This is a genomic window from Paraburkholderia solitsugae, from assembly GCF_013177695.1.
Classification (GTDB): Bacteria; Pseudomonadota; Gammaproteobacteria; order Burkholderiales; family Burkholderiaceae; genus Paraburkholderia; species Paraburkholderia solitsugae.
In genome coordinates this window covers 15,179-37,443 of the sequence record NZ_WOEY01000013.1, presented here as the reverse complement: position 1 = coordinate 37,443, position 22,265 = coordinate 15,179, and the positions used below count along the sequence as shown (strand labels likewise).

The window sequence follows — 22,265 nt, the reverse complement described above, 5'->3', positions numbered from 1 at the left end:
ATCTCGCAAAGGTGGATTGCGTCGCGTCTCGATTCTCTGCTGCTTCCGCAACGGCTAATCTTCCGCTATCGGGCAATAGCAGGAGAACGCGGTGAACGCCATGGCTCAACAGAAAGATCAGACGCAGAATCATCAGGAACACCTCATGGCGAATGTCAATCGACCCTCTGCAATCGTTATCGGCGGTTCGCTCAGCGGCCTTTTCACAGCGACCGCGCTGCGCGCAGTCGGATGGGACGTCAAGCTCTTCGAGCAGTCACCCAATGAACTCGACAGCCGGGGTGGAGGGATCGTGTTGCAACCCGACGTTCTGGAAGCCTTCCGTTTCGGCGGCGTGAAACTGCCGGCTTATCCAGGCGTGGACTCCGGCGATCGCATCTATCTCGACCAGAACGACCGCATCATCGATCAGTTCTACATGCCTCAGACGCAAACTTCATGGAGCCTTATTTACAGCGCCATGAGACGTGCGTTGCCGGTTGAAGTCATTCATCCCGGCGAACGTTTCACTCATCTCGAGCAAACCGGTGAAACGGTCAAGGCTCATTTTGAAAGTGGCCGCGTCGAAGAGGCGGATCTTCTGATCGGCGCCGATGGTGCGCGCTCTACGGTTCGGGCTCAGCTGCTGCCTGACTCGCAGCCCAGCTATGCAGGCTATGTCGCGTGGCGCGGTCTTGTCGAAGAAAATGATCTGCCGGTCGATGTTGCCAATGTTCTACGTGATCGCTTTACTTTCCAGCAAGGTGAAGCACATCTGATTCTGGTCTATCTCGTACCCGGGGAAGACGGTGCAACCGAGGGCGGCAGGCGGCGCTGGAACTGGGTCTGGTACCGCCCGATGTCCAGCGACAGTCTCAGGGCATTGATGCTGGACAGAAACGGGACGCAACGCAGCACGTCACTGCCGCCGGGAACGACAAAAGACAACGATATCGCCGAACTGCGTTCCGCCGCTGGCCGGTTGCTCGCGCCTACGCTGCAGGTCCTCGTTCGGGCTACGGCCGAGCCGTTCGTTCAGGCAATCCAGGACCTCAGGGTTGAAAAAATGGTCTTCGGCCGGACGATTCTGCTTGGCGATTCTGCGTACGTACCACGTCCGCATACAGCAGGCAGCACCGCAAAGGCCGCCGCGAACGCCGTCGCGCTAGCTCACGCGCTCTCGAAGGGCGGCGAGCACCTGCAGTCTGCGCTGTCCGGCTGGGAGTTGCAGCAAAGGCGGCTCGGCATCAGCATGTCGGACCTTGGGATTTCTCTGGGTGACCGCATTATGAAGCTTCGCCGCTAGTGCCTGACCGGAATGGTGAAGGCCCCCGTAACGACTGCCTGCAATCGTCGAGCTTCGATCAGACCTTAATTGTCCGCCAGATAATTAACGGTTCTGATACATTCAGAAAGATGGCTGCGCTTGCCGCATGGCGTGCCCACAGCAAACCAGCAAACTGTATAGGCCAGGTTTATGGACAAGCTATTGTCGCTTCGAGCGTTCGTGGAAGTCGCTGAGGCAGGCGGTTTTTCGAGCGCGGCACGGCGCCTCGAACTGGCCACATCCTCGGTCATGCGCTCGGTCGATTCGCTTGAGAAGGAGCTGGGCGCGGTACTCCTGAATCGGACCACCCGCCAGGTGACCTTATCCGAAGCGGGGACCTCCTACTACGCCAAAGCGAAGAAGCTGCTCGAAGATCTGGCCGATGCCGACGCATCGGTTTCGGACAGAAGCGGCGAACCATCGGGCCCGCTACGCGTGTCCGTGCCCGTCGCATTCGGATCCCGACGGATCGCACCTGCCCTCGCGGTGTTCTTGCAAAAATATCCCAAGTTGGAGTTGGACGTCAAACTTAGCGATGCCTTTGTCGATCTGGTCAGCGAGCGAATAGACGTCGCTATTCGCCTTGGCGAGGTCGCTGCCATGGCCGACGTCGTAAGCAAGCGCGTCGGCACCTTCGCTCGTTATCTGGTCGCGAGTAGCGAATATCTCGATCGAGCAGGCTATCCCGCGTCTCCTGACGAATTGATCGGCCATGAATGCCTTCGGTTCACCTATACGACAGAACCCCAAGTCTGGACATTTTCGCGTGGCAAGGAAGAAAGCCGCGTGCCGGTGACGGGCAGACTCAGGGCGAACAATTCCGAAGTATTGCGCGAAGCAGCATTGGACGGCATGGGCATCGCGTTGCTTCCCGACTGGCTGGTGGCGTCGGACGTACAGTCAGGCGCCCTCACCCGGCTGTTCGCCGAGTTCGAGGCGGGACCGAACGACGCACGGGCTGTCGTGAGCGCGCTGTATCTGCCGAATCAGCGAGGATCGCGAAGAGTCAATGCGTTTATCGATTTCGTCTCCGAACTGGCGGGCGGCCCTCAGTAACCGCTTTCGCGGCGTGCTGATCGCTGAACCCGATCTCACGTCAATCATTGGCAACGGGTGTTCGGTCAATACCGGCAAACGCCGGCTACACCCGCTGCGCCTTCCTCGATCTTTGCTCACCACGCAATGCTGTGTAGCGCGCCGTTGGGATTCCGCCCAGGCCCCGTCTCGCCTAACCTTACACACATCAACCAACCGCACAGACATGCAGCACCGCTGCATGACCGCCAACGACGAACACGACGTCTGATAGGCGCGTTGCGGAAGGATCAGGTAAGGCGTGCTGCACCAGGCCATGCCTTGAAATGCACACGGCGGCGCTGCAAGGCGCGCCTCACATCTTTGCGGAGATACACCATGACGAAGCACCTCTTTAACCCTATCAAGCTGGGCCGCCTCTCCCTCGATCACCGCGTTGCGATGGCCCCTCTTACGCGCTCGCGCGCCGGCCAACCGGGGAACGTGCCGACAGACCTGAACGTCGAATACTATCGGCAACGCGCCGGCGCGGCATTGATCGTGAGCGAAGCAACACAGATCTCACAGCAAGGCCAGGGTTATGCGTGGACGCCGGGTATTCACACGGAACAGCAGATTGAAGGCTGGCGTGCTGTTAGCAAGGCTGTTCATGAAGAAGGCGGCCACATGTTCCTCCAGTTGTGGCACGTCGGCCGCGTCTCGCATCCCGTGTTCCAGCCGAATGGCAGCCTGCCTGTTGCACCCACCGCCATGCCGGTGCCCGGAAAGACGTTCATTCTCGACGAGGCGGGCAACGGCGTGTGGGGTGACGTACCGGTACCGCAGGAACTGACCGTTGAAGGCATTCGAGAAATCGTCGCCGACTACCGGCGTGCCGCAGGCAATGCGATCGCGGCCGGCATGGACGGCGTTGAAATTCATGCCGGGAACGGCTATCTGCTGGACCAGTTCATCAACAGCAACAGCAATCACCGCCTCGATAGCTACGGCGGCAGCATCGAAAATCGCGCGCGGTTGCTGCTTGAAGTCGTCGCCGCTGTCAGCGACGAAGTGGGTCCGCAAAACGTCAGTGTTCGCCTCACCCCGATGGGACGTTTCATGGGAATGGGCGATGAAACGCCTGAGGCAACGTTCGGCTATATCGTGAATAAACTCAACGACTACGGTCTCGCCTATTTGCATCTCGTCGAACCCGCGATGGTGGGTACGGTGAAGGACGAGAACTTCGACCCGCGCTGGGACGCTATCATCAAACTGCTACGGGACGAATTCAAAGGCGTACTGATGATCGCCGGCGGCTATGACCGTGATACCGCCGAAACGGCGATCGCCAGCGGCCGGGCCGACATCATTGCGTTCGGACGGCCTTTCATCGCGAATCCGGACCTGCCGGCCCGTCTGCGCGACGGACACCCGCTGAATGCCGCCGACAGCGCAAGTTTCTTCGGCGGGGATGTGACGGGCTATACCGACTACCCGACCATGAACTAAGCGTCGGCTTTCCCGCTCGCCAGCTTTAAAACGTTGTATGCGGGGCGGACGATTCCGCCCTGCTGATTTCGCGCAGCGTTGCACTGCTCAACCCACTGCGTGATTTAAGGACAATTAATTTACGCTCAGGACATCCTGTGCACAATGGGGGGCTGAATCCCCCATACGTCGATGACATTATCCCGGGAACCTGCAGATCGTGAAATCCGAAAGCAGCATCGTCCAGCCCGTCTCGCGGCACGATCAGACATGATGACCGACCGGCTCGCCCGGCTGCGCTATCTCATGGTGCTTTGGCTCTCAGGCGTCATGGTCCTGAGCGGCGCGACCTGGCTGTGCTTCCGGCTTGGGCTCGACTTGAGTGCAACAGGGTTTGCCTTCCTGATTGTGATCGTGTTGCTGTCTCTCATGGACAGCTTGATTTCTTCTATCGTCTTCTCCATTTTCGCCTTAGGTTGTCTTAACTATTTCTTTGCAGAACCACTCTTTAGCTTTCGAGTCACTTACGCACGGGATCTTCTTGCGCTGACGGCTTTTCTGATCACGTCGCTAGCGATCACTACACTGGTCAGGCATATACGCCAGCTCGGAAATGCGCAGCGCGAACAGGCCCGGCTTCTCGACCTTGCGCACGACACAGTTTTTGTTCGCGATATGAGCGACGTGATCACCTACTGGAATCGAGGCGCCGAGGAACTCTACGGGTGGAAAAAGCGCGAGGCACTTGGCAAAACTTCTCACGATCTCCTGCAAACCCGTTTCCACACTCCCCTTGATGAGATTAACGAGACGTTATTGCGCACCGGGTCGTGGGAGGGCGAACTCGTCCACACGAAGCGGGACGGCGTGAACGTCATTGTGGGAAGCCGCTGGTCGTTGCAGCAGAGCGAAAGCGGGCGGCCACTCGCGATACTCGAAACCAATATTGACATGACGGAGCGCAAACGCGCCGAAGAGGCGCTACGCCGAAACCAGGCACAGTACCTGGCGGAAGCACAGACACTGAGCCTCACCGGCAGTTTTGGCTGGAACGTCTCTCGTGGAGAAATTTTCTGGTCCGATCAAAGCTTCGGGATTTTCGAGTACGACAGCGAAACCACGCCTACGATCGAAATGACACTCGCGCGCACGCATCCAGACGACGTTGCGTTCGTCAGGCAGATGATCGATCAGGCAGCACAGACCGGGCAAGATTTCGACTAGGAACATCGACTGTTGATGCCTGGCGGCACGATCAAGCATCTTCACGTCGTGGCACATGCGGTACGGGATGACCCCGCCATACGGCGGTTTGTCGGCGCGATCATGGACGTTACCGCGGCCAGGCTCGCGGAGCGGCAATTGCGTGAAGTGCAGGCGGAGCTCGCTCATGTCACGCGTTTAACCGCCCTTGGGGAACTCAGCGCATCGATTGCCCACGAAGTCACCCAGCCGCTCGCGGCTATCGTGACGAACGGAGAGGCCTGTCTGCGATGGCTTGGCCACCCGATCCCGTCTCCGGAGGAAGTACAAGCCTGCGTGGAACGTATGATCGTCGACGGCAAGCGCGCGGCCGAAATCGTCCGGCGCGTCCGCCAGCTCACCCGAAAGGGTGTCTCACAGAAGATGCAGCTGGATCTCAACGACGTGATCAACGACGCTGTGTCCCTGGTCCAGCACGAGGTCGTGAGCCACCGGGTTTCGCTGCGCCTCAAACTCAGCCCCGAGTTGCCGCCCCTATTCGCCGATCGGATCGAACTTCAGCAAGTGATCCTCAATCTGGTGATAAACGGCATTCAGGCAATGGACACCTTGAGCGACAGGCCACGCGAATTACTGATCGAGACGCTGCGGGACGAGCAAGGTTACGCTGTGGTCGCGGTGCATGACACCGGCAACGGGATCAAGCCGGAGACAGCCAATCAGCTATTCGAACCGTTTTTCACCACGAAGCCAAACGGCATGGGAATGGGACTGTCGATCTGCCGGTCAATCATTGAAGCCCACGGAGGGCGAGTTTGGGCATCCAATCATGTGAGGCAGGGTGCGGTCTTCCATTTCAGTCTTCCGCCGACCAAGGTGAACGAGTCGTGATGAGTGGGCCGTTGTAGCTTTCGCTGAGACATCCACGGCGCAATCATACTCAGGGTGATCCCAACGCCAAATTGAGCCAATGCGCCATGGCGGCAGCGTCCACGGGTTTGGGGAGAAACGCCAGCACACCGTCCTTCTGGATTTTCGCGTGAAGCGCAACCGGAGGGAATGCCGAGATAAACAGGGTTGGCGGCGCGTACCCGAGCTTCAGCAGTTGATCGTGCATCTCGATCCCCGACATGCCGGGCATTCGCACGTCAGAGATCAGACACGACGTTTCACCGAGGTCACCGGATTGCAGAAACGCTTCCGCCGAGGCAAATATGCGTGTTTGCCATCCGAACGACCGAACCAGGCTCGCCGTGGCCATCCGGACGGACTCGTCGTCGTCGACGATACAAACAATCTGAGTGGCGTCCACGCAACGGCCCCGGTTTTCAAAAAAAGAACTACAAACACGCGGATTTCTAATCAGGCGCATTGAATCATACAAGGATAGTTCACAAGACTCTGACAGGAAACCATACGAATGTATAACAGTCTGGCTAGCCTTGCGCGGCCTGATCTGGCATTGAAGCGTACAGGATAGACAAATGAGCCCTGCCGGCTCCGGGTTCAGTGCGCCCCGCTCTTGCGCCCGATAGCGAGCTCGATCGAATCGAGCAATACCTCTTCCTCAAAGGGTTTGCGCAGGAAACTGACCGCGCCGTGTTCCATCGCCCGCTGCACCGACTCGTCGTCGCCATGCGCGGACATGAATACGACAGGGATACGCCGTTGTTCCGCGTTCAGTTTCCGTTGTACTTCGAGACCCTGCATGCCTTGCATTCTAAGGTCGAGTAAAACACACAGCGCATCGTCGACCATCGGGGAGGCGAGGAATTCCTCTCCCGATGAAAAAGTCATACTCGTATAACCCACTGCCTTAAGCAGGTTTCCGACGCCACTTCGTACCGAGGCGTCATCGTCGACGATGCAAACAAAGCTCATAGCTGCCAATACTCCCATTGCGCCGACGTAGTAACAGAGACAAATATCCGGCGCGATATTTACTGCATCAGGATGCTCATCGCGTCCGACGTATCAATTCCCACATTTTTGCCAGCTCAATGAGGGTCTTTGCCCGCATCTTGGTCATCACGCGCCGTTTGTGCACCTTCACCGTCACTTCCTGCGTGCCCAGTTCATGCGCGATCTGCTTGATCATCCTGCCCTCCACCGCGAGTTCGAAGACATCCCTTTCACGCGGCGTCAGAGACGCGGCACGCTGCAGCACCTCCGCGTTGAATGCGCGCTCCGCGAGGTTGGCCTCGTCCTGTGCAAGCGCCCGCCTGACCGCGTCGAGCAGTTCTTCGTCGTCGATCGGTTTGGTGAGGAATTCATGCGCGCCCGCCTTGATCGCACGCACCGACATCGGAATGGACCCGTACCCGGTCAGAAAAATAATCGGCACCTGCACGCCCTTCTGCGCGAGCTGGCTCTGGACGTCGAAGCCAGTTGTGGATTGCAGGTTCATATCCAGCAGGATGCACATCGGCACGCTGGGCAAATCTTTTGACAGTATCTCTGCGGGTGACGCAAAACCTTGCGCGTTGAAACCCGCTGAGCGCAGCAGGCGCCATAGTGCGTCGCGCACCATTTCTTCGTCGTCGATCACATACACCATCGACTCGTGCTGCGAAGGACCCGGCATTTCAGATTCCATAAAGATTGGGATTTGAGCGCCGTCATGGTACATGAGACCAAGCTCCGAAAGGTCCTTTCCAGCCCGCATTGCCGCCCACTTCACCGCGCTGCGACGGATTGCGCCGCAAGGCTGCTGCTGAGCGTCGCTGGCCTGAAACCGCGCTCGTAAGGCTGCTCGTAAGACCGAGCCAGATAGGACGCGTTTCTCGTCAGCACGTCATCCGCCTCGTCCGATTCGTACAGTTTGCGCAGGGCATATTCGCGCGTCGATTCGAGCAGGAAATATTCTTTGGCCCTGCTGTCGAAGGTTGTCATGACGATGCACTTGGAGGCAAGGCCGACGATCGCCTCCGTCACTTCGGCGGGCGACAGGCGCTGACAGGCTGCAACGGCACAGGCCGCATCGAGGGAAAACCTTGCCGGCAAAATACCGAGCCGGTGCAGCACGATCCGCTCCGTCGCGCTGAGAAGCTGATAGCTCCAGTCGAGCGTAGCCTCCAGCGTCTGCTGCCGTGGCGGCGCAGTACGGCGGCCGCCCGTCAGAAACTGGAACCGGTCGTCGAGCTCGGAAACCGTCTTGCGGATGCCGAACACTGCCGCACGGGCTGCGGCCAGTTCGAGAGCAAGCGGCAAGCCGTCGAGCCGGCGGCAGATCGTCGCGACCATGTCGAGGCTGCCAGGGTCGGTGTCGACGCCGGCATTGAGTGCGCGCATCTGCGCCAGAAACATCCGTACCGAACTGCAGTCTAAAATGGCCTCCGAGCCCGCCTCAGCGCCCGGCGTGTCAAGCGGCGCGACCCAATAGAATTTCTCGTCCCGAGTTCGCAACGGCTCGCGGCTCGTCGCCAGAATGCGCAGATCCGCGCTTGCCTGGACGAGCAACTCACACACGGTTGCCGCCGATTCGATCACATGCTCGCAATTGTCCAGCACGACCAGCAATTTGCGCCCCTGGACCGCGGCGACAAGCGACTGTAGCGGAACATCGCCATCGGCACGGCCGACGCCCAGCGCTTCGGCGATCATGCTGACCACGCGCTGGGCGTTCTCCACCGCAGCCAGCGTGATGAAGCACACTTCACTGTCCGACAGAGCCGCGATCGACCTCGCCACCGCGATGCCGAGTTGCGTCTTGCCGATGCCCCCCGGTCCAAGCAAGGTGACAATCGGTGTCCCATTCAAGGCCCGCGTGATTTCAGCCATTGCGCCGTCGCGCCCATTCAATGGCGCACGGCAAACCGGCAGGCCGATCACGCGCCCCGCGCCTGCCTGTCCGCCCTGAACGGCTCCGGCGAGAGCAGCCGGCTCATTGCCTTCGGTTGGAATGGCGAGCCGGTAGCCCCGCCCCGAGATCGTGCGAATCGCCTGTTTGTCAGCACCCAGGATCCTCCTGAGCGCCGACAGTTGGACATGGATATTATTTTCTTCCACCACCGAATTCGGCCACACGCGCCGAAGAATCTCGTCTTTCGTGACAGTTTTGCCCCTCGCCTGGATCAGCAACTCGAGGATATCGAATGCCCTTGATCCGACCTGGACCAGCCGATCGTCCAGATACACCTCGCGCATTTCCAGCGACACTGTTACTCGACCGATCTTTATCATGCTGCACTCACGCCTGGTTGATTAGCGGGACGGGCACGTTCGAAGTCTGCACCCTTGGCACTTACGCGGCCGGTGCTGGGCTTGCGTCGTTAGAACCATACTAATTGGGAAAATGATCCGAATCTATTACCCATAGGGATACGTACTCACGGTTGCGGCGGGCCACGGCTCAAACCCGCCAGCAGCGGTCTGCGGCACATTAACCACACCAGGCCGCGTCCTCACATCACACCTTGGTATGACTTCCTCATGCGTTCGCAGGATCACGCCTCCTCGGGATAGATGCCTGCGGACACAAGGCAAACGAACGCTGTTGCCTTTAATACGCACTCTACCGAAGACAGCACGAATCCCAGCGGGAACACCCGGCACTCGGCAGGCAGGCCGAATGCAACGGCCATCAATCCAATCGTGCAAAGAAACGCGTAGGCGATGCGCGCCGAACGGCTTCCGGCCAGAACGAAGGACACGAGTGCTAGCCATAGAACCTTTGCGGCGACGCAGCAGACTGCCTCCTGTGTGGTGCGACTGAACCAGACCTCAAATGGAAGCTCACAGGCCGACCAGATGGCCGTAGCGACGACCACCCGTCGTGTCCATCGCCCGAGAACCGGCGCATCAGGCGCCGGCAGATCGGACGCGGGCCACGCCTTCATATCGGCCAGATCGACATCTCGCAGGAACGCCAGATCGCTTCGATTCATGTCGTGTTGTGTATTGTCCAGGTAGCGCATGATGGTTCTCCAGGTTTCTTCTCGGAATCTGACGCGAAGAACGCGGGGACGCTGCCGCCAACGGTCATGCAGCCTCTGCGCGTTGAGAACATTATTCGGCCACCTGATCCGCCGATCTTTCCAGATCGCCTGTGCGGTTTCGAAAATGCACGGCACACAAGGAGCCGCATTCGGCGTGCGTGCCGCGCATACCGATCGGCGTGCGAATATGAAACGGGCGGGCGTTTGAACAAGCACCGTGCGCAACAGCGAGCCATGATTTGCACCTCACGTTCCTCACCGAACGTCAAGTCACGCTTCGCACCGCGGGAGTTCATCATGCATCTCACTGGCGTACTCGATCTGTCGCGCGCCCAGTTCGCAATGACAGCCATCTTTCACATCATGTGGCCGATCCTGACCATCAGTCTTTCAGCCTTCCTCGTCCTGATCGAAGTATTGTGGCTGCGCACCGATAACATCCATTACTACCGGCAAGCGCGCTTCTGGAGCAAGCTGCTGGTGCTGAACTTTGCGGTGGGCGTGGTCAGCGGCATCCCGATGGAGTTCCAGTTCGGCACCAACTGGGCCGGCTTTTCCCGTTACAGCGGACAGTTCTTCGGCAACATCCTTGGCTTCGAAGGCGCGATGGCCTTCATGCTCGAGGCAGGTTTCATCGGCGTGATGCTGCGCGGCTGGGGCCGCGTGCCGCGTGGCGTGCATCTCTTCGCCACCTCGATGGTCGCGCTAGGCTCCAGCATTTCCGCCTTCTGGATCATGGTCGCCAATTCGTGGATGCAGACGCCGGCGGGCATTACGGTCCAGAACGGCAAGATCGTCGTGACCGACTACGCTGCCGCGATCTTCAATCCGGATATGGTCTGGGGCGTCACGCACATGTGGGTCGCGGCGATCGAAACCGGCATGTTCGTGATCGCCGGCATTTCCGCGTGGAACCTGTTCAAACGCCGCAATCCGGAATTCTTCGCACGCTCATTCAAGATCGCGCTGCTGGTGCTCGTAGTCGCCGCGCCGATCCAGATCTGGCTCGGCGATTCGAGCGGCGGCAGCGTATTCAAAACGCAGCCGGCAAAGGGCGCGGCGATCGAAGGCAACTGGATGACGAACAAGCCCGGCACCGGTGCGTCATGGTCGTTGCTCGCGTGGCCGAACCAGAAGGCACAGCGCAACGACTGGTCGATTGAAGTGCCGGGCATGCTGAGCATTCTCAGCACCCATACGCTGCACGGCCAGGTCAAAGGCCTCACCGATTTCCCGCCGGCCGACCAGCCGCCGATGATTCCGCTGCTGTATTACGCGTTCCGCGTGATGGCCGGCATCGGCTTCGCTTTCATGGCGCTGGCGTTCTGGACTGCATACGTGCTGCGCAAGACGCGCGGCGACCTCGAGCGCCTGCTCGATCAACGCAAGCTGCTGCTCGCATGGGTCCTGTGCATTCCCCTGCCCTATGCGGCGGTCGAGGCCGGCTGGATCGTGCGCGAGGTAGGCCGCCAGCCTTGGGTCGTGTACGGGCTGCTACGCACGAAAGACGCTGTGTCGAGTGTGGCGCCGACGTCGGTGACCCTGAGCATGGTGATGTTCTTCGCCTTCTACGTGGTGTTGCTGCTCACCTTCTTCGCGCTCGCGCGCAACTGGCTGCGCGCCGGTCCCGATCTCACGTTGATCCCGCCCGCGCCAGTCAAAGCCGAAGCCGCGGCGGCCGTCACCGGGTACTAACCCATTCCCGTTACGAGGACATCTCATGGACAACCCGATTCACACGACGCTCGCCTTCACCTGGTTCGGCCTGATCGGCCTGATGCTGGCGTTCTACGTGGTCACCGACGGCTTCGACCTCGGCATCGGCATACTCAGCCTGCTACGCAAGCGCCGCGAAGATCACGACGTGATGGTGCAGACGATCGGCCACGTCTGGGACGCCAACGAAACGTGGCTCGTTGTGCTCGGCGGCGCGCTTTTCGGGGCATTCCCCGAGGCGTATGCGCGGCTCTTGCAGGATCTATATCTGCCGGTCATGGCGCTCATCGCAGGTCTGATCATGCGCGGCTCCGCGATCGAATTCCGCCATAGCGCGACGCACGGTCCGCTGTGGGACAAGGTGTTCGGCATCGGCAGTCTCATCGCCGCGATCGCCCAGGGCGTGGTGCTCGGCAAGGTTATCACGGGACTCCTGCCGGGCGAACTGAGCGGCGTGTTCGTCACCGTTTCGGCGGTCGGCGTGGTGGCCGGTTATTCATTGCTCGGCTCGACCTACCTCGTCAACAAGACCGTCGGGGCGCTCGAACAATGGGCGCGCCGTCTCGCGCTGCTGAGCGCCTTCGTCACGGTCGCCGCGGCCGCGCTGCTGACCGCCGCGACCTGGTTCATCAGCGCGGTCGGCCATGACCGCTGGACCCAGCGCGGCGTGTTTCATCTGCTGATCGGGCTCGGCGCGGCCGCGGCCTTCGCATTCGCCTACGTCGTGGGCTCGCTCTCCATGGGAAGATCGCGCGCGCCATTCCGCGCGTCGGTCGCCCTGTTCGGCGTGTCGTTCATTGGCCTCGCGATCAGCCTCTTTCCCGACTTCATTCCGGGCAAGCTCGGTATCGTCGAAGCGGCATCCGACTCCACTACACTCGTGTTCATGCTGATCGGGATCGGACTCATCTTCCCGGTAATGATCGGCTACAACCTCTACCAGTACTACATCTTCCGCGGCAAGGTCGTGGCCGGCTCACACCCGGCTGAGTGAGCAACGCCTCGCGCAACGAGCAAAGCGTTGCTATCGTAGAGGCGCTCCAGTTGCGTCGCGCTCAGAGTGCGATGGCGTTGTCGAGCACGGTGCGCAGAATCATCGCACCGGTGTTGAGCGGGACGGGACGGCAGGGACGGGGCTTGTAGATCGCGTCGCCCGGCTGGATCCCGCGTCCGCTCATGGCGCAAACGCCGGTCACGCGCGCGCGGCTTGCGTGCCAGACCTGATCCCCATAGGAACAGCGGGTCGGGTCGCGCCATATGACCGTCGCGGTCGACTTCGACGGCCGGTCGATCACATGCACCTGGACTTCAAAGCGTTTTCCCATGACCGGCAGGTCGCAATTCTTGCGGCCGTTCCGGGAGACCGCCGCGGCCAATTCGTTGACGCCGGCGTCGGTGTCGCCGGACAGGACGGACAGCAAACCGAGGGTTTGCATCCAGGGATCGGTGAAATTCGCATTCGCCAGCATGATTGCACTCCTGTTTCGGATAATCCAGTTGATCATCGAGGCGGCGCCAGAGAGGCTGCCCATCCAGCAGCCCTAGCGCGTCCGGTTGCGCTGCTCAAGCCTGTTTAGCGATCGACACTCGCTTTCCTCCTCCAGCAAAATGGGGTCTCCCCTACGAGGCGTTTGAACACCGTCGTAAAGTGAGCCTGCGATCGGAAGCCGCAGCTCAGCGCGACATCAAGCACGTTATGTCTCGACTGGGCTAGAAGATGTTGTGCGTGTTCGATCCGGCGTCGCAACAGATATTCGTGCGGACGCATGCCGGTCGCGCGACGGAACTGCGAAGCGAAATGCATGCGGGTCAGCCCCGCGCTGCTGGCGATGTCCGCTAGCCCGATCGATTCGGACAGGTGCGCGTCGACGTATTCAATCGCACGGCTGAGCCGCCATGAAGGCAAGGCACTCGCCTCGCGGGTCTGCCGTTCGGCAACCGTGAAGTGACGTGCGATCACGCGCGATACGATGGCGAGACTGACGCTGTCGGTGAAAACCTGGCCGAGCGCGGCGTCGTCAGACTGCGACACGGCAAGCGCCTGACCGAGACGTTCGAGCGCAGGGTCGCGCACGAGCTTCGGATCGTCGATACGGATCTCACCGGCATGCGGGTGGCCGAACACGTCTTCAAAGCATTCGCCGAGCACCTGCTGGGAGACGAATAGATGCAGTACGTCGCCCGGCGACTCGAACACGGCGCTGCACGGCACCTCCGGTGCGGTGATCTGCACCGCGCCCGCAGTCACCCGCCCGTGCGCAAGCGCCCTGCCGGCGTGCACGAACGTCAGCGACGTGCACTTCAGGTTCATGGCAATGCAATGGCGCGCAGCGCTGCCCGGATTGACGACCTCCAGCGGCCGGGCATCGGTACGGGTCCAGCGCGACACGAGAATATCGCTTCTCTGCCGCGCGTTGGCGTGATCGTCGCCGGGAGTGCGCCATTGATGCTCCATGGCGATCGGGCTGCCCCGACTCCTCTGGACGACGTGCGCAGCGGGCAAAGTCAACGAGCTGATCATGATCTGGTCATCCGATTGTGTAGTGAGACGGTGCCCGGTTGATCGGGCACCGTGATGACTCCAAGGTATCGCACCGCAAATACTCCAACTAGCCCTACATACGGTTGCCCGCAATGACCAATGGTTGGGTCGATTCATATCCAGGTTTAGTCATGCCCCAATGGATGAGGACAGCACGGCGCCCCGTCTGGCCGCCGCGAGCGCCAGAGCATGGGGATTAAGACCGGATAGAAACGGTTTTCTTGCCAGAAACGATGAGCGACCTATACACAGGTATGAGATCGATGCCGGTCATGAGCGCGTGAACCACCCGCCAACAACGGACCGTCCCGCACGATGCTCAGGTACGCGAATTGCGCGCCACCGTCATGCCTTGCGGCGCCTTGATGCCGAGCGCCTCCGCCTTCAGCACGAAGTCAGCGAGCGAACGTGCGCCCATCTTGCGCATCGCCTGACCGCGATGAATCTTGACGGTGATTTCGCTCAGATTCAATTCGCCCGCGATCTGCTTGTTCATCAGCCCGGCCGCGACAAAGGCCATGACTTCGCGCTCGCGCGCGGTCAACGACTCGTAGCAACTCCGCAGATCCGCGACGGACCGGCAGGCCGCGCGCCGCGTCTCGTCATTCGCCAGCGCATTCGCGACAGCATCCAGCATGTCCTGGTCACGAAACGGCTTGGCAAGAAAATCCTGCGCACCGGCCTTCATGGCTTTGACTGTCATCGCGATATCGCCGTGCGCCGTCATGAAGACGATCGGCAAACCGAGTTGACTGGCCGCGATCTGCTCCTGCACCGCGAGTCCGCTTTGACCTTTGAGGCGAACGTCGAGGATCAGACAGCTCGGCACGTCCGGCATGTCGTAGGCGAGGAATTCCTGCGCGGAGCCGAAGGTTTCGACGCCGAGCCCGACCGAACGCAGCAGCGTGCTGACGGCCTCGCGCATCGACTCATCGTCGTCCACGACATAGACCATGGTGCGGCCCGCGTTACCGCCGGCATTGCTATGCACATCACTGCTCATGACATCTCCCTTCATCAACGGGCAGGATGAACTGCAGCACCGCGCCGCCCGCGGCCGGCGATTCGGCCCAGATGCGGCCGCCGTGTGCCTCGACGATCGAACGGCAGATCGACAACCCCATACCCATGCCCTCGGCCTTGGTTGTAAAAAACGTATTGAACAAACAGCCGCTGTTTTCCTCACTGATCCCCATGCCTGAATCCTGGACGATCACCTGCGTATGCGCGTCGTCGAACCGGCGCGTGGCGATCCGGAGCTTGCGCGGCCCGCTCACGTCGGCCATAGCCTGGACGCTGTTCATGATCAGATTGATCAGTACCTGCTGCAATTGCACACGATCGCAGCACGCCGTGGGCGGGGGCACCGCGAGGTCGATGGTCAGCTCGACACGGTGGCGCTCGAGTTCGAGCCGCATCAGTTCGATCGATTCGCCGACGATCCCGTTCAGATCCACCGCAACCGGCAGACGGTCGCGCTTTTTGGCCATCGAACGGATCCGCTGGATGACCTCGTCCGCGCGCTTCGCGTCGCGGATCATCTGCGCGACAGATTGCGCCGCTTCGTCGATCTCCGGTGTGGGACGGTTCAGCCAGCGCAATGCGGCACCGCCGCATGTCACGATCGCCGCGATCGGCTGCGTCACCTCGTGCGCAACCGGCGCAGCCAGCTCGCCGAGCGTGGTGATGCGCGTGACGTGAGCGAGTTCCGCGGTGGAGCGCGCGAGCGCTTCCTGAGCGAGCTTGAGCAGTTCGACCTGCTCGTGCAACAGCGTCGTCGCGGCCAGGTTTCTCAACGCCAGGATCGACGTCGTGGCGATCGCCAGCAGGCTCACCGAGCACCGCGCAATCGCGCCGCCAGAATAAGCGCCATCGTGCGACATCAGGAAACCGAGCAGCGTCAGCGCCACACAGCCCCACGCGGCGGCGATCGTGGCCGGGCGGTTGCCGGCCGAGGCGACCAGCAGCAGCACCACCACATAGAACACGCCTACCGCGATATCAAGGGGAGTCAGCGCATCGATCCCGAACACGGCGAGCGCGATCACGGCGGCGAGCGTCGACACGACGCGAACGTCGGGACGCGCCGTGGGGGAAGCGCGTCGGCAATTTCTCATGGCGGGCGGATCAACAGGCCGCCAGCCGGCAATTGGCCGGAACGGAACAGACAGGCGTAGACATAGGCGTTCGAAGCGGCGTTCGTTGACGAATACCGGAGCCTGTCCATCTGCCTGACAACCAGGATGGCTGTCAGCGCGCATGACACTCAGACCTACCGGTGACCGATAGCTTTTAAGCTGAATGTGATCATGCGCGAGCCCGCGTCAAACGCGATACTTATTTTTCCTTAATCGTTCCAAATTCGCCGCTGCGCGGCGCCGCCCCCGGCCGCCGCGCACGCGCGTCCGTCAGTGCTGACCGTATTCCTGGCGTGCCACCGGAATGGTGCGGACCTTCGCATACTGAAAAGCCGGAATCGCCTTGACCGCGTCGCGCGTGGCGCCCGCCCACACGAGCTTGCCGTTCACGAAGTCCAGTTGCGACATCGGAATCGCTACGTCGTGCTGCGACACCCCGAGAAACTGATGAGCCGCCACGATCGCGAACGATGCGGCGTTATCCGGCGCGATGATGATGTCGTGGAGGACCCCGACTTTCTCGCCACTGTCGTTATAGATGCTCTTACCCAGCAGGCTCTTGGTGGCACTCCAGCCTTCGACGATGAGCTGCGACTCCTCCACGCTGACGCCGATGGTCTGCGTGCCTGCGACCTGTGCGCTTGCCGACTGGCACACCGCGCCAAACGCCGACGCGGCCAGAAATACAAGTGCCCACTTTGCCTTCATGATTAGTTTCTCCCGGAAATACGTTGGTTTCAAAACGATAAATCGCAACAGGATGACGGCGCCTGGGGTGTGGCGTGCCGGTATCGCGCTGACCCTTACTTTGAACCGGTTGCGCTCGCGATGTTTTCGAATTCGCACGGTGTCTGCGTTCACGTACTCGAATTGCGGCGCCTTGCGTGCCGCCGTCAGATCAATGGCTACGCTGAGGCTGCAGCGTCACCGTGCGGGTCATGCCCATCGCGAGCCTGACCCCGGCGGGAATCTGATCCAGATGAATTCGCACCGGCACACGTTGCGCGAGCCGCACCCACGTGAAGATCGGGTTGACGTCCGCCAGCAGATCCCCGTTGCTGGTTGGGTTATCCCGATCGGCGATACCGCTCGCCAGGCTGTCGACATGCCCCTGGATGTCCTTGCCGCCTGAAATCAGACGCACGACCGCCTGATCGCCGACATGCACGTGCGGCAGCTTCGTCTCTTCGAAATAGCCATAGACCCAGAACGAATGCGAGTCGATCAGCGCCATACGCGCGACACCGGCGGTAGCGAAATCGCCGGGATACAGGTTCAGGTTGGTGATATAGCCATCCGACGGCGCGTGCACTTCGCTGCGCGTCAGGTTGAGCAACGCGGTCTGCCGCTCAACCACGGCTGCTTTGTACAGGGCTTCCGCCGCGCTATAGGCAGCGACGTCGGCGGAATAGGACGAAGCGGACTGCCTCGCGAGCGACGCCGAATCTTGCCGGCTCTCGTCCGAGATCACATCGCCCGCGAGATTGGCCCGGCGCGCCGCCTGCGCGCGCTTCATCGCGAAGCTGGTTTCGCTGGCGGTCATCTGGGCTTTGGCCTGGGCCATCTGTGCCTGGGCCCGCTGAAGATCCGCGTCGGCTTGCGCGACGGCATAGTGGAAGCGAGCCGGATCGAGCACGAACAATACGTCGCCCTGGCGTACTAACTGGTTGTCCTTCACGCGCACTTCGCTGACCAGCCCCGACACATCGGTTGCAACCTGCACGACCTTGGCGCGGACCCGGCCATCGCGGGTCCATGGCGAAAACATATAGTCCAGCCACAGCATGCGAACCAGCACGATCGCCACCACGAGAAGGGTCAGCGTGAAACCTGCGCGCAGGATGGATTGCGTTTTCATCTTCGTTACCGGGCGTGAGCTGTCAGCGAATTCATGGGAGCCTGGGGTGTTCAATGTTCATTGCAACAGCAGCAGCGAAGCGCCGCTGAACATCGCGGCGAACAGCGCGACCCGGAACAGGCCGGGATGCCACGTATAGCCATAGAAACCGAGTCTGGCCAGCACCAGATCGAGGACGATAAACAGCAGCACACACCCCGCGAGAACCGGCAGCAGACCAGGTACGAGCAAGGAAAACAGATCAATTTCGCCCGGCATCGTCCGCTCCTTGCAACACTTGGCCGGGCGGCGCCGATGCGAAGCCGCCACCCAGTTCCTTCATCAGGAGCGCCCACGAATCGAGGCGTTTGGCCTGGATCTGCACGAGGCTCTCCTCCTGCTGCAATTGTTCGTTCTGCGCCGCCAGCACATTCAGGAATTCGGTGATGCCGCTGCGGTAGCCCGTATCGGCGAGCCGGAAGGATGCGCGCGCCGAATCGAGCGTGTTTTCAACCGATGCTTGCTGCTGCTCGAGCGAGCGCAGCGACACGACTTGCATCGCAACCGCCTGCATCGCATTCACCACACTCTGGTTGTACGCATCGACGGCGGCGTCGCGGGACGAGACGGCCACGCCGTAGTTGCCGCGCCGGCGTCCACCGTCGAAGATCGGCAGCGAAATCGCAGCGCCCACGCCGTGACCCATGCCGTCGCTGTTCACGAAGTTGAAGAAGCCGCCGAACGTCGCCGCGGAGCCCAGCGACGCGGTCGCCAGCAGGTTGATGTCCGGATAAAAATCCGCGTACGCGGCGTCGATACCCTTATCCGCCGCGAGCACGCGCCAGCGCTCGGCCACCACATCCGGCCGGTGGCCGATCAGTTCGGCCGGCAGCGACGCCGGCAACGCCACCGGCACGTTCAGCGCCAGGCTCGGACGGCGCAGCGAGTCACCGTAGCCCGGCCCCTTTCCCGCCAAACCGGCGATGCTCATCCGCGTCAACGCGAGTTGCTGCTCCGCCTGCTGCACCCTCGTTGTACTCATCGCGAACTGGGTCGACGCCTGACTGACTTCGAGTCGGCTGCCGACACCCGCGCGCCAGCGGCGCGTTGCGATGTTTAGCGTGCGCTGCTGTTCGTTCTGCACGGCATGGTAGACATCGAGCAAGGCGTATTGCAGTTCCAGTTGCACGTAACTGCGTACCACTGCAGTCTGCAATTCGATTTCCGCGAAGCGCGCGTCCGCGGCGACCGCATGCACGTTGTCGAGCGCGCCTTCGCGGATCGCGCGCGACTTGCCCCACAGATCCAGGTCATAGGACAGGTCGGCCTCGATGCTGTTGCTCCACACCGTCGTGCCGCCGGGCGGCGCCGGCGTCGTGTAGCGGGCGTAACGTCTGCGCTCGAATGCGCCACCCGCATCGAGTTGCGGCAACGCGTTGGCGCCGGCGATCTGCGCCTGAAATCCCGCCTCGTCGATGCGCGTTTCCACGGCGCGCAGGCCGGGGTTGCCGGCGGTGGCGTCCTGAACCAGCGTGTCCAGTTGCGGGTCGCGCCACTGCCGCCACCAGTCATCGGCCGGCCATTTCGCATCTTGCTGGGTAGCGCGCAATGCAGCGCCGGGGTCGAGCGTTGCCGGGTCGATCATCGACGCTTGCGTGTGGATGCCGCCGCTGTTGATACATCCGCCCAACAGCCACGCACATGCGAGAGCGACGGCCGCCGATCGACTCGTTGTGGACACGCCCAGGCAACGTACTTTCATGCCCGCTGCCCCGCTGTCTGCCATAGGGACAAGGTGTCGTCCAGCAGCGCGAGCTCGGTGAAATGCAGCAGCGCCCGCATCCGGCAATGCGTGAGCATCGTCGCATCGACCGCGCTATTCTGCGCAAACGGCAGCGTATCCAGCGCCCTTCGCGTCGCGACCAGCGCGGCGTCGGCGGCCTGCGGCGTGACAGCGGCGAACACGTCGGCGAGCGCCGCCAGCCAGGCGGTCTGCGCGTCGAGCCATCCAACCGGCAGTCTCTCTCCGAGCTGTTCGGTGTCCAGCCGCATCTGGATCATCGCGCGGCCGATCTCCAGCGCCGCGAACGCCCAGCCAATCAGGTGACTGCGGTCCACTCGCGCATCGGCCGGTGCCGACGCGATCTGGATAATGAAATCACGCAGACTCAATTCGAACGTGTAGAGCAGATCGTCGAGCTCGTCGTCCCGCGCACTATCCGACACCAGTGTGCGAATCTGTTTCAGGTATTGAGCCGAGATCCAGTCGCCCGCGCGCGGCACGATGATCGAAAACGCGGCGGCCGCCGCCGCGATGCCGACCAGCAAGGCAAAGCCGGTGTCGAGGTAAGCGCTTGGGTTGTAGACGGTCGGATTCGATATACCGACAATGAAGCAGAAATAGATGTTGAAACCAAGCCCGAGGATCGACGTTTTCGCAAACGTATTCACATAGCTGCCGATCATCACGAAAATCGCAATCGATGCGGCAAGCAAGGTGAAACCATCGACGCGCGGCAGCAGAAAAAAGTTGAATGCGAAACCGGCAAGCCAGCCGGCGAGGCAACCACAGAATATCTGCCAGCTCGCAACAGCAGGGTTGGGCACGAGCGCAAACAGCGCGCTCGTAATCGCCACCGCGACGATCGCGCTCGATCCGCCCACCCATCCCGACGCGAGCCACGCCGAGCCGACCAGCATCACCGCCACGGCCGCGCGCGTGCCGGCGATGAGCGCGGCCGTACGGTTGGCCGTAGCACGGGTTCTACCGATGCGGCCAATGGCATGGATCACCGACTGCGACCACGGCAGCCGATCGACCGCGCGTGCATCGACATAGTTTCTGCAATACAGGCGAAGATCGGCAATCGAAAAGAACAGCGCAGAGCCGGTGGTCGCAACGAACTGTCGTTGTTGCGGCGACAGATCCGCGAGTGAATGGATCAGCCGGCCCAGTTGCGCGGGCAGCGCCTGCTCGAAAGCATCGAGACGGCGCAACAGTGTCTCGACCTGGTCGAGCGTGATCAGTTCGAGCTGCGCCTCGGCCGGCACGATCGCGAGCAGCGCGTCGATCAGTTCATCGACAGCCGCGATCGCACGCGGATCAGCCTCCACGGCGACGCGCGCCCTCAATTGATGCAATGCATGAATCCACGCGACCGTGTCGAGGAAACTCCTGTCGAGATCGAGAAAGACGTGGTTGTGAAGGCGTATCGACGGATCCTCGAATACCGCCCCGCTACGCAAACTTTCTATCCCGGCGCGCTCGCGGATCAGGTCGAGAAACGTGTCGAAACCGAACACAGTCGTCGCGCGTCCAAGCATCTCATGCACAGCGTTCAACAGGTTCGTGAAGTTTCTGCGACTCGACGCGTAGAGCGCCGGCGTGACAGGCTGCGGCAACACCACCGCGCTGACAAGACTTGCACACACCACGCCGATCACCACTTCACTCACGGTAAACACGACGTTATCGAAAACGCCATAGGGATTGGACCAGGCCGGAATCGCCGTGATGGCCGTACCGTAACCCGTCAGGACGAAGCCATACGATTGAAAATCGCGGTAGTACGATGCGCCGAATACGCACGCACCGATCCACGCAGCCAGTGCGATAAAGAACAGCAGCGGCTGTTGCGGAAACAACGCGATGATCAACAGGCCTGCAATACTGCCGCACACCATGCCGAGGCCGCGATAGAAACCGCGCGCGATCACCATGCCGCTTTGCTGGTGCATCATGACGATCACGACCGAAACCATGGCCGTTGCCGGCGTGCGGAGTTCCAGCCGCATGCACAGTCCCATCGCGAGGCTCACCGCGGCAGCCACCTTCACGATATGCACGAACCGCGGGCCGTCGTCCTTCCAGTACGTCTTCAGCTCGTCCAGCCATCGCGGCGAGGCTGGGCTGTCCGTCAGCAAAGTCATAAGCTACTCGTCAGTTCTGCGTGCGGCCAGCGCAAGTAGGGCCGTGCCAGTTCGACGGTCTCGTCGCCTCTTCCTTTGACGATCGCCCGCATTCAATCCGCCTAAGCTATTGGAGTGCCGCAAAAATGTCCTGAAGCGGAACTTAAAACAC

Annotated in this window: 20 protein-coding genes and 1 pseudogene; 7 read left to right on the top strand and 14 right to left on the bottom strand. The window is 61.2% G+C overall.

The annotated features are described in order from the left end of the window. Positions 1-145 precede the first annotated feature (145 nt). The 5 genes from GNZ12_RS02665 (at position 146) to GNZ12_RS02645 (ending at position 5,905) form a co-directional block, all read left to right on the top strand. A complete protein-coding gene (locus GNZ12_RS02665; protein ID WP_172308923.1) occupies positions 146-1,285 on the top strand; it encodes an FAD binding domain-containing protein in 1,140 nt (379 codons plus the stop codon). 171 nt (positions 1,286-1,456) lie between these two features. Further along, a complete protein-coding gene (locus GNZ12_RS02660) occupies positions 1,457-2,362 on the top strand; it encodes a LysR family transcriptional regulator (RefSeq protein WP_172308874.1) in 906 nt (301 codons plus the stop codon). 357 nt (positions 2,363-2,719) lie between these two features. Beyond that, a complete protein-coding gene (locus GNZ12_RS02655) occupies positions 2,720-3,832 on the top strand; it encodes an alkene reductase (protein ID WP_172308873.1) in 1,113 nt (370 codons plus the stop codon). Between the two features lie 249 nt (positions 3,833-4,081). Continuing rightward, positions 4,082-5,035: a DUF4118 domain-containing protein gene (locus GNZ12_RS02650; RefSeq protein ID WP_172308872.1), complete on the top strand. Its 954-nt coding sequence runs from the start codon at positions 4,082-4,084 to the stop codon at positions 5,033-5,035. 102 nt (positions 5,036-5,137) lie between these two features. Beyond that, entirely contained in the window at positions 5,138-5,905 is a 768-nt protein-coding gene (locus tag GNZ12_RS02645) for a sensor histidine kinase (protein WP_216673078.1), read from the top strand. A gap of 49 nt (positions 5,906-5,954) precedes the next feature. Here GNZ12_RS02645 and GNZ12_RS02640 read toward each other — a convergent pair whose 3' ends face one another. The 5 genes from GNZ12_RS02640 to GNZ12_RS02620 all read right to left on the bottom strand — a co-directional run bounded on the left by GNZ12_RS02640 (position 5,955) and on the right by GNZ12_RS02620 (position 9,930). Then, entirely contained in the window at positions 5,955-6,326 is a 372-nt protein-coding gene (locus tag GNZ12_RS02640; protein WP_172308870.1) for a response regulator transcription factor, read from the bottom strand. A gap of 194 nt (positions 6,327-6,520) precedes the next feature. Beyond that, positions 6,521-6,895: a response regulator transcription factor gene (locus tag GNZ12_RS02635; protein WP_172308869.1), complete on the bottom strand. Its 375-nt coding sequence runs from the start codon at positions 6,893-6,895 to the stop codon at positions 6,521-6,523. A gap of 76 nt (positions 6,896-6,971) precedes the next feature. After that, positions 6,972-7,598, bottom strand: a complete 627-nt coding sequence (locus GNZ12_RS02630; RefSeq protein WP_154558255.1) for a response regulator transcription factor — start codon at positions 7,596-7,598, stop codon at positions 6,972-6,974. Positions 7,599-7,690: 92 nt separating this feature from the next. After that, positions 7,691-9,196 carry an ATP-binding protein gene (locus GNZ12_RS02625; protein WP_172308868.1) on the bottom strand — a complete coding sequence of 502 codons (1,506 nt, stop codon included), beginning with the start codon at positions 9,194-9,196 and terminating at the stop codon, positions 7,691-7,693. A 263-nt stretch (positions 9,197-9,459) separates the two neighbouring features. Next, positions 9,460-9,930 carry a hypothetical protein gene (locus tag GNZ12_RS02620; RefSeq protein ID WP_172308867.1) on the bottom strand — a complete coding sequence of 157 codons (471 nt, stop codon included), beginning with the start codon at positions 9,928-9,930 and terminating at the stop codon, positions 9,460-9,462. Positions 9,931-10,248: 318 nt separating this feature from the next. Between GNZ12_RS02620 and GNZ12_RS02615 the strand changes: the two genes are divergently transcribed. Together GNZ12_RS02615 and GNZ12_RS02610 are read left to right on the top strand one after the other, a co-directional pair. After that, positions 10,249-11,646: a cytochrome ubiquinol oxidase subunit I gene (locus GNZ12_RS02615; protein ID WP_172308866.1), complete on the top strand. Its 1,398-nt coding sequence runs from the start codon at positions 10,249-10,251 to the stop codon at positions 11,644-11,646. Positions 11,647-11,671: 25 nt separating this feature from the next. Further along, a complete protein-coding gene (locus GNZ12_RS02610) occupies positions 11,672-12,661 on the top strand; it encodes a cytochrome d ubiquinol oxidase subunit II (RefSeq protein ID WP_172308865.1) in 990 nt (329 codons plus the stop codon). 61 nt (positions 12,662-12,722) lie between these two features. Here GNZ12_RS02610 and GNZ12_RS02605 read toward each other — a convergent pair whose 3' ends face one another. The 9 genes and pseudogenes from GNZ12_RS02605 to GNZ12_RS02565 all read right to left on the bottom strand — a co-directional run bounded on the left by GNZ12_RS02605 (position 12,723) and on the right by GNZ12_RS02565 (position 22,114). Then, positions 12,723-13,136 (bottom strand): DUF3331 domain-containing protein, encoded by a 414-nt coding sequence (locus tag GNZ12_RS02605; protein WP_172308864.1) that lies wholly within the window; start codon positions 13,134-13,136, stop codon positions 12,723-12,725. A gap of 104 nt (positions 13,137-13,240) precedes the next feature. Then, positions 13,241-14,188: a helix-turn-helix domain-containing protein gene (locus tag GNZ12_RS02600; protein ID WP_172308863.1), complete on the bottom strand. Its 948-nt coding sequence runs from the start codon at positions 14,186-14,188 to the stop codon at positions 13,241-13,243. A gap of 340 nt (positions 14,189-14,528) precedes the next feature. Then, the gene (locus tag GNZ12_RS02595; protein ID WP_172308862.1) at positions 14,529-15,212 is read right to left on the bottom strand and encodes a response regulator transcription factor; all 684 of its coding nucleotides are present in this window, start codon (positions 15,210-15,212) and stop codon (positions 14,529-14,531) included. Next, positions 15,202-15,954, bottom strand: a pseudogene (locus tag GNZ12_RS02590) (sensor histidine kinase); the annotation flags it as partial. The pseudogene GNZ12_RS02590 and the gene GNZ12_RS02595, both read right to left, overlap by 11 nt. A gap of 663 nt (positions 15,955-16,617) precedes the next feature. Further along, a complete protein-coding gene (locus GNZ12_RS02585; protein WP_172308860.1) occupies positions 16,618-17,055 on the bottom strand; it encodes a PRC-barrel domain-containing protein in 438 nt (145 codons plus the stop codon). A 190-nt stretch (positions 17,056-17,245) separates the two neighbouring features. Beyond that, entirely contained in the window at positions 17,246-18,205 is a 960-nt protein-coding gene (locus GNZ12_RS02580) for an HlyD family efflux transporter periplasmic adaptor subunit (RefSeq protein WP_172308859.1), read from the bottom strand. A 57-nt stretch (positions 18,206-18,262) separates the two neighbouring features. Continuing rightward, the gene (locus tag GNZ12_RS02575; RefSeq protein WP_172308858.1) at positions 18,263-18,463 is read right to left on the bottom strand and encodes a DUF1656 domain-containing protein; all 201 of its coding nucleotides are present in this window, start codon (positions 18,461-18,463) and stop codon (positions 18,263-18,265) included. Beyond that, positions 18,447-19,946: an efflux transporter outer membrane subunit gene (locus GNZ12_RS02570; protein WP_172308857.1), complete on the bottom strand. Its 1,500-nt coding sequence runs from the start codon at positions 19,944-19,946 to the stop codon at positions 18,447-18,449. Before GNZ12_RS02570 ends, GNZ12_RS02575 begins: the two co-directional genes overlap by 17 nt. Further along, positions 19,943-22,114: an FUSC family protein gene (locus tag GNZ12_RS02565; protein ID WP_172308856.1), complete on the bottom strand. Its 2,172-nt coding sequence runs from the start codon at positions 22,112-22,114 to the stop codon at positions 19,943-19,945. Before GNZ12_RS02565 ends, GNZ12_RS02570 begins: the two co-directional genes overlap by 4 nt. Positions 22,115-22,265: the final 151 nt, after the last annotated feature.

Bases quoted from the DNA above. Each gene is read 5' to 3' on its own strand.
- GNZ12_RS02665 (WP_172308923.1), top strand. From the start codon at position 146: ATGGCGAATGTCAATCGACCCTCTGCAATCGTTATCGGCGGTTCGCTC.
- GNZ12_RS02660 (WP_172308874.1), top strand. From the start codon at position 1,457: ATGGACAAGCTATTGTCGCTTCGAGCGTTCGTGGAAGTCGCTGAGGCA.
- GNZ12_RS02655 (WP_172308873.1), top strand. From the start codon at position 2,720: ATGACGAAGCACCTCTTTAACCCTATCAAGCTGGGCCGCCTCTCCCTC.
- GNZ12_RS02650 (WP_172308872.1), top strand. From the start codon at position 4,082: ATGATGACCGACCGGCTCGCCCGGCTGCGCTATCTCATGGTGCTTTGG.
- GNZ12_RS02645 (WP_216673078.1), top strand. From the start codon at position 5,138: ATGGACGTTACCGCGGCCAGGCTCGCGGAGCGGCAATTGCGTGAAGTG.
- GNZ12_RS02635 (WP_172308869.1), bottom strand. From the start codon at position 6,895: ATGAGCTTTGTTTGCATCGTCGACGATGACGCCTCGGTACGAAGTGGC.
- GNZ12_RS02630 (WP_154558255.1), bottom strand. From the start codon at position 7,598: ATGCCGGGTCCTTCGCAGCACGAGTCGATGGTGTATGTGATCGACGAC.
- GNZ12_RS02625 (WP_172308868.1), bottom strand. From the start codon at position 9,196: ATGATAAAGATCGGTCGAGTAACAGTGTCGCTGGAAATGCGCGAGGTG.
- GNZ12_RS02620 (WP_172308867.1), bottom strand. From the start codon at position 9,930: ATGCGCTACCTGGACAATACACAACACGACATGAATCGAAGCGATCTG.
- GNZ12_RS02615 (WP_172308866.1), top strand. From the start codon at position 10,249: ATGCATCTCACTGGCGTACTCGATCTGTCGCGCGCCCAGTTCGCAATG.
- GNZ12_RS02610 (WP_172308865.1), top strand. From the start codon at position 11,672: ATGGACAACCCGATTCACACGACGCTCGCCTTCACCTGGTTCGGCCTG.
- GNZ12_RS02605 (WP_172308864.1), bottom strand. From the start codon at position 13,136: ATGCTGGCGAATGCGAATTTCACCGATCCCTGGATGCAAACCCTCGGT.
- GNZ12_RS02600 (WP_172308863.1), bottom strand. From the start codon at position 14,188: ATGATCAGCTCGTTGACTTTGCCCGCTGCGCACGTCGTCCAGAGGAGT.
- GNZ12_RS02595 (WP_172308862.1), bottom strand. From the start codon at position 15,212: ATGAGCAGTGATGTGCATAGCAATGCCGGCGGTAACGCGGGCCGCACC.
- GNZ12_RS02585 (WP_172308860.1), bottom strand. From the start codon at position 17,055: ATGAAGGCAAAGTGGGCACTTGTATTTCTGGCCGCGTCGGCGTTTGGC.
- GNZ12_RS02580 (WP_172308859.1), bottom strand. From the start codon at position 18,205: ATGAAAACGCAATCCATCCTGCGCGCAGGTTTCACGCTGACCCTTCTC.
- GNZ12_RS02575 (WP_172308858.1), bottom strand. From the start codon at position 18,463: ATGCCGGGCGAAATTGATCTGTTTTCCTTGCTCGTACCTGGTCTGCTG.
- GNZ12_RS02570 (WP_172308857.1), bottom strand. From the start codon at position 19,946: ATGAAAGTACGTTGCCTGGGCGTGTCCACAACGAGTCGATCGGCGGCC.
- GNZ12_RS02565 (WP_172308856.1), bottom strand. From the start codon at position 22,114: ATGACTTTGCTGACGGACAGCCCAGCCTCGCCGCGATGGCTGGACGAG.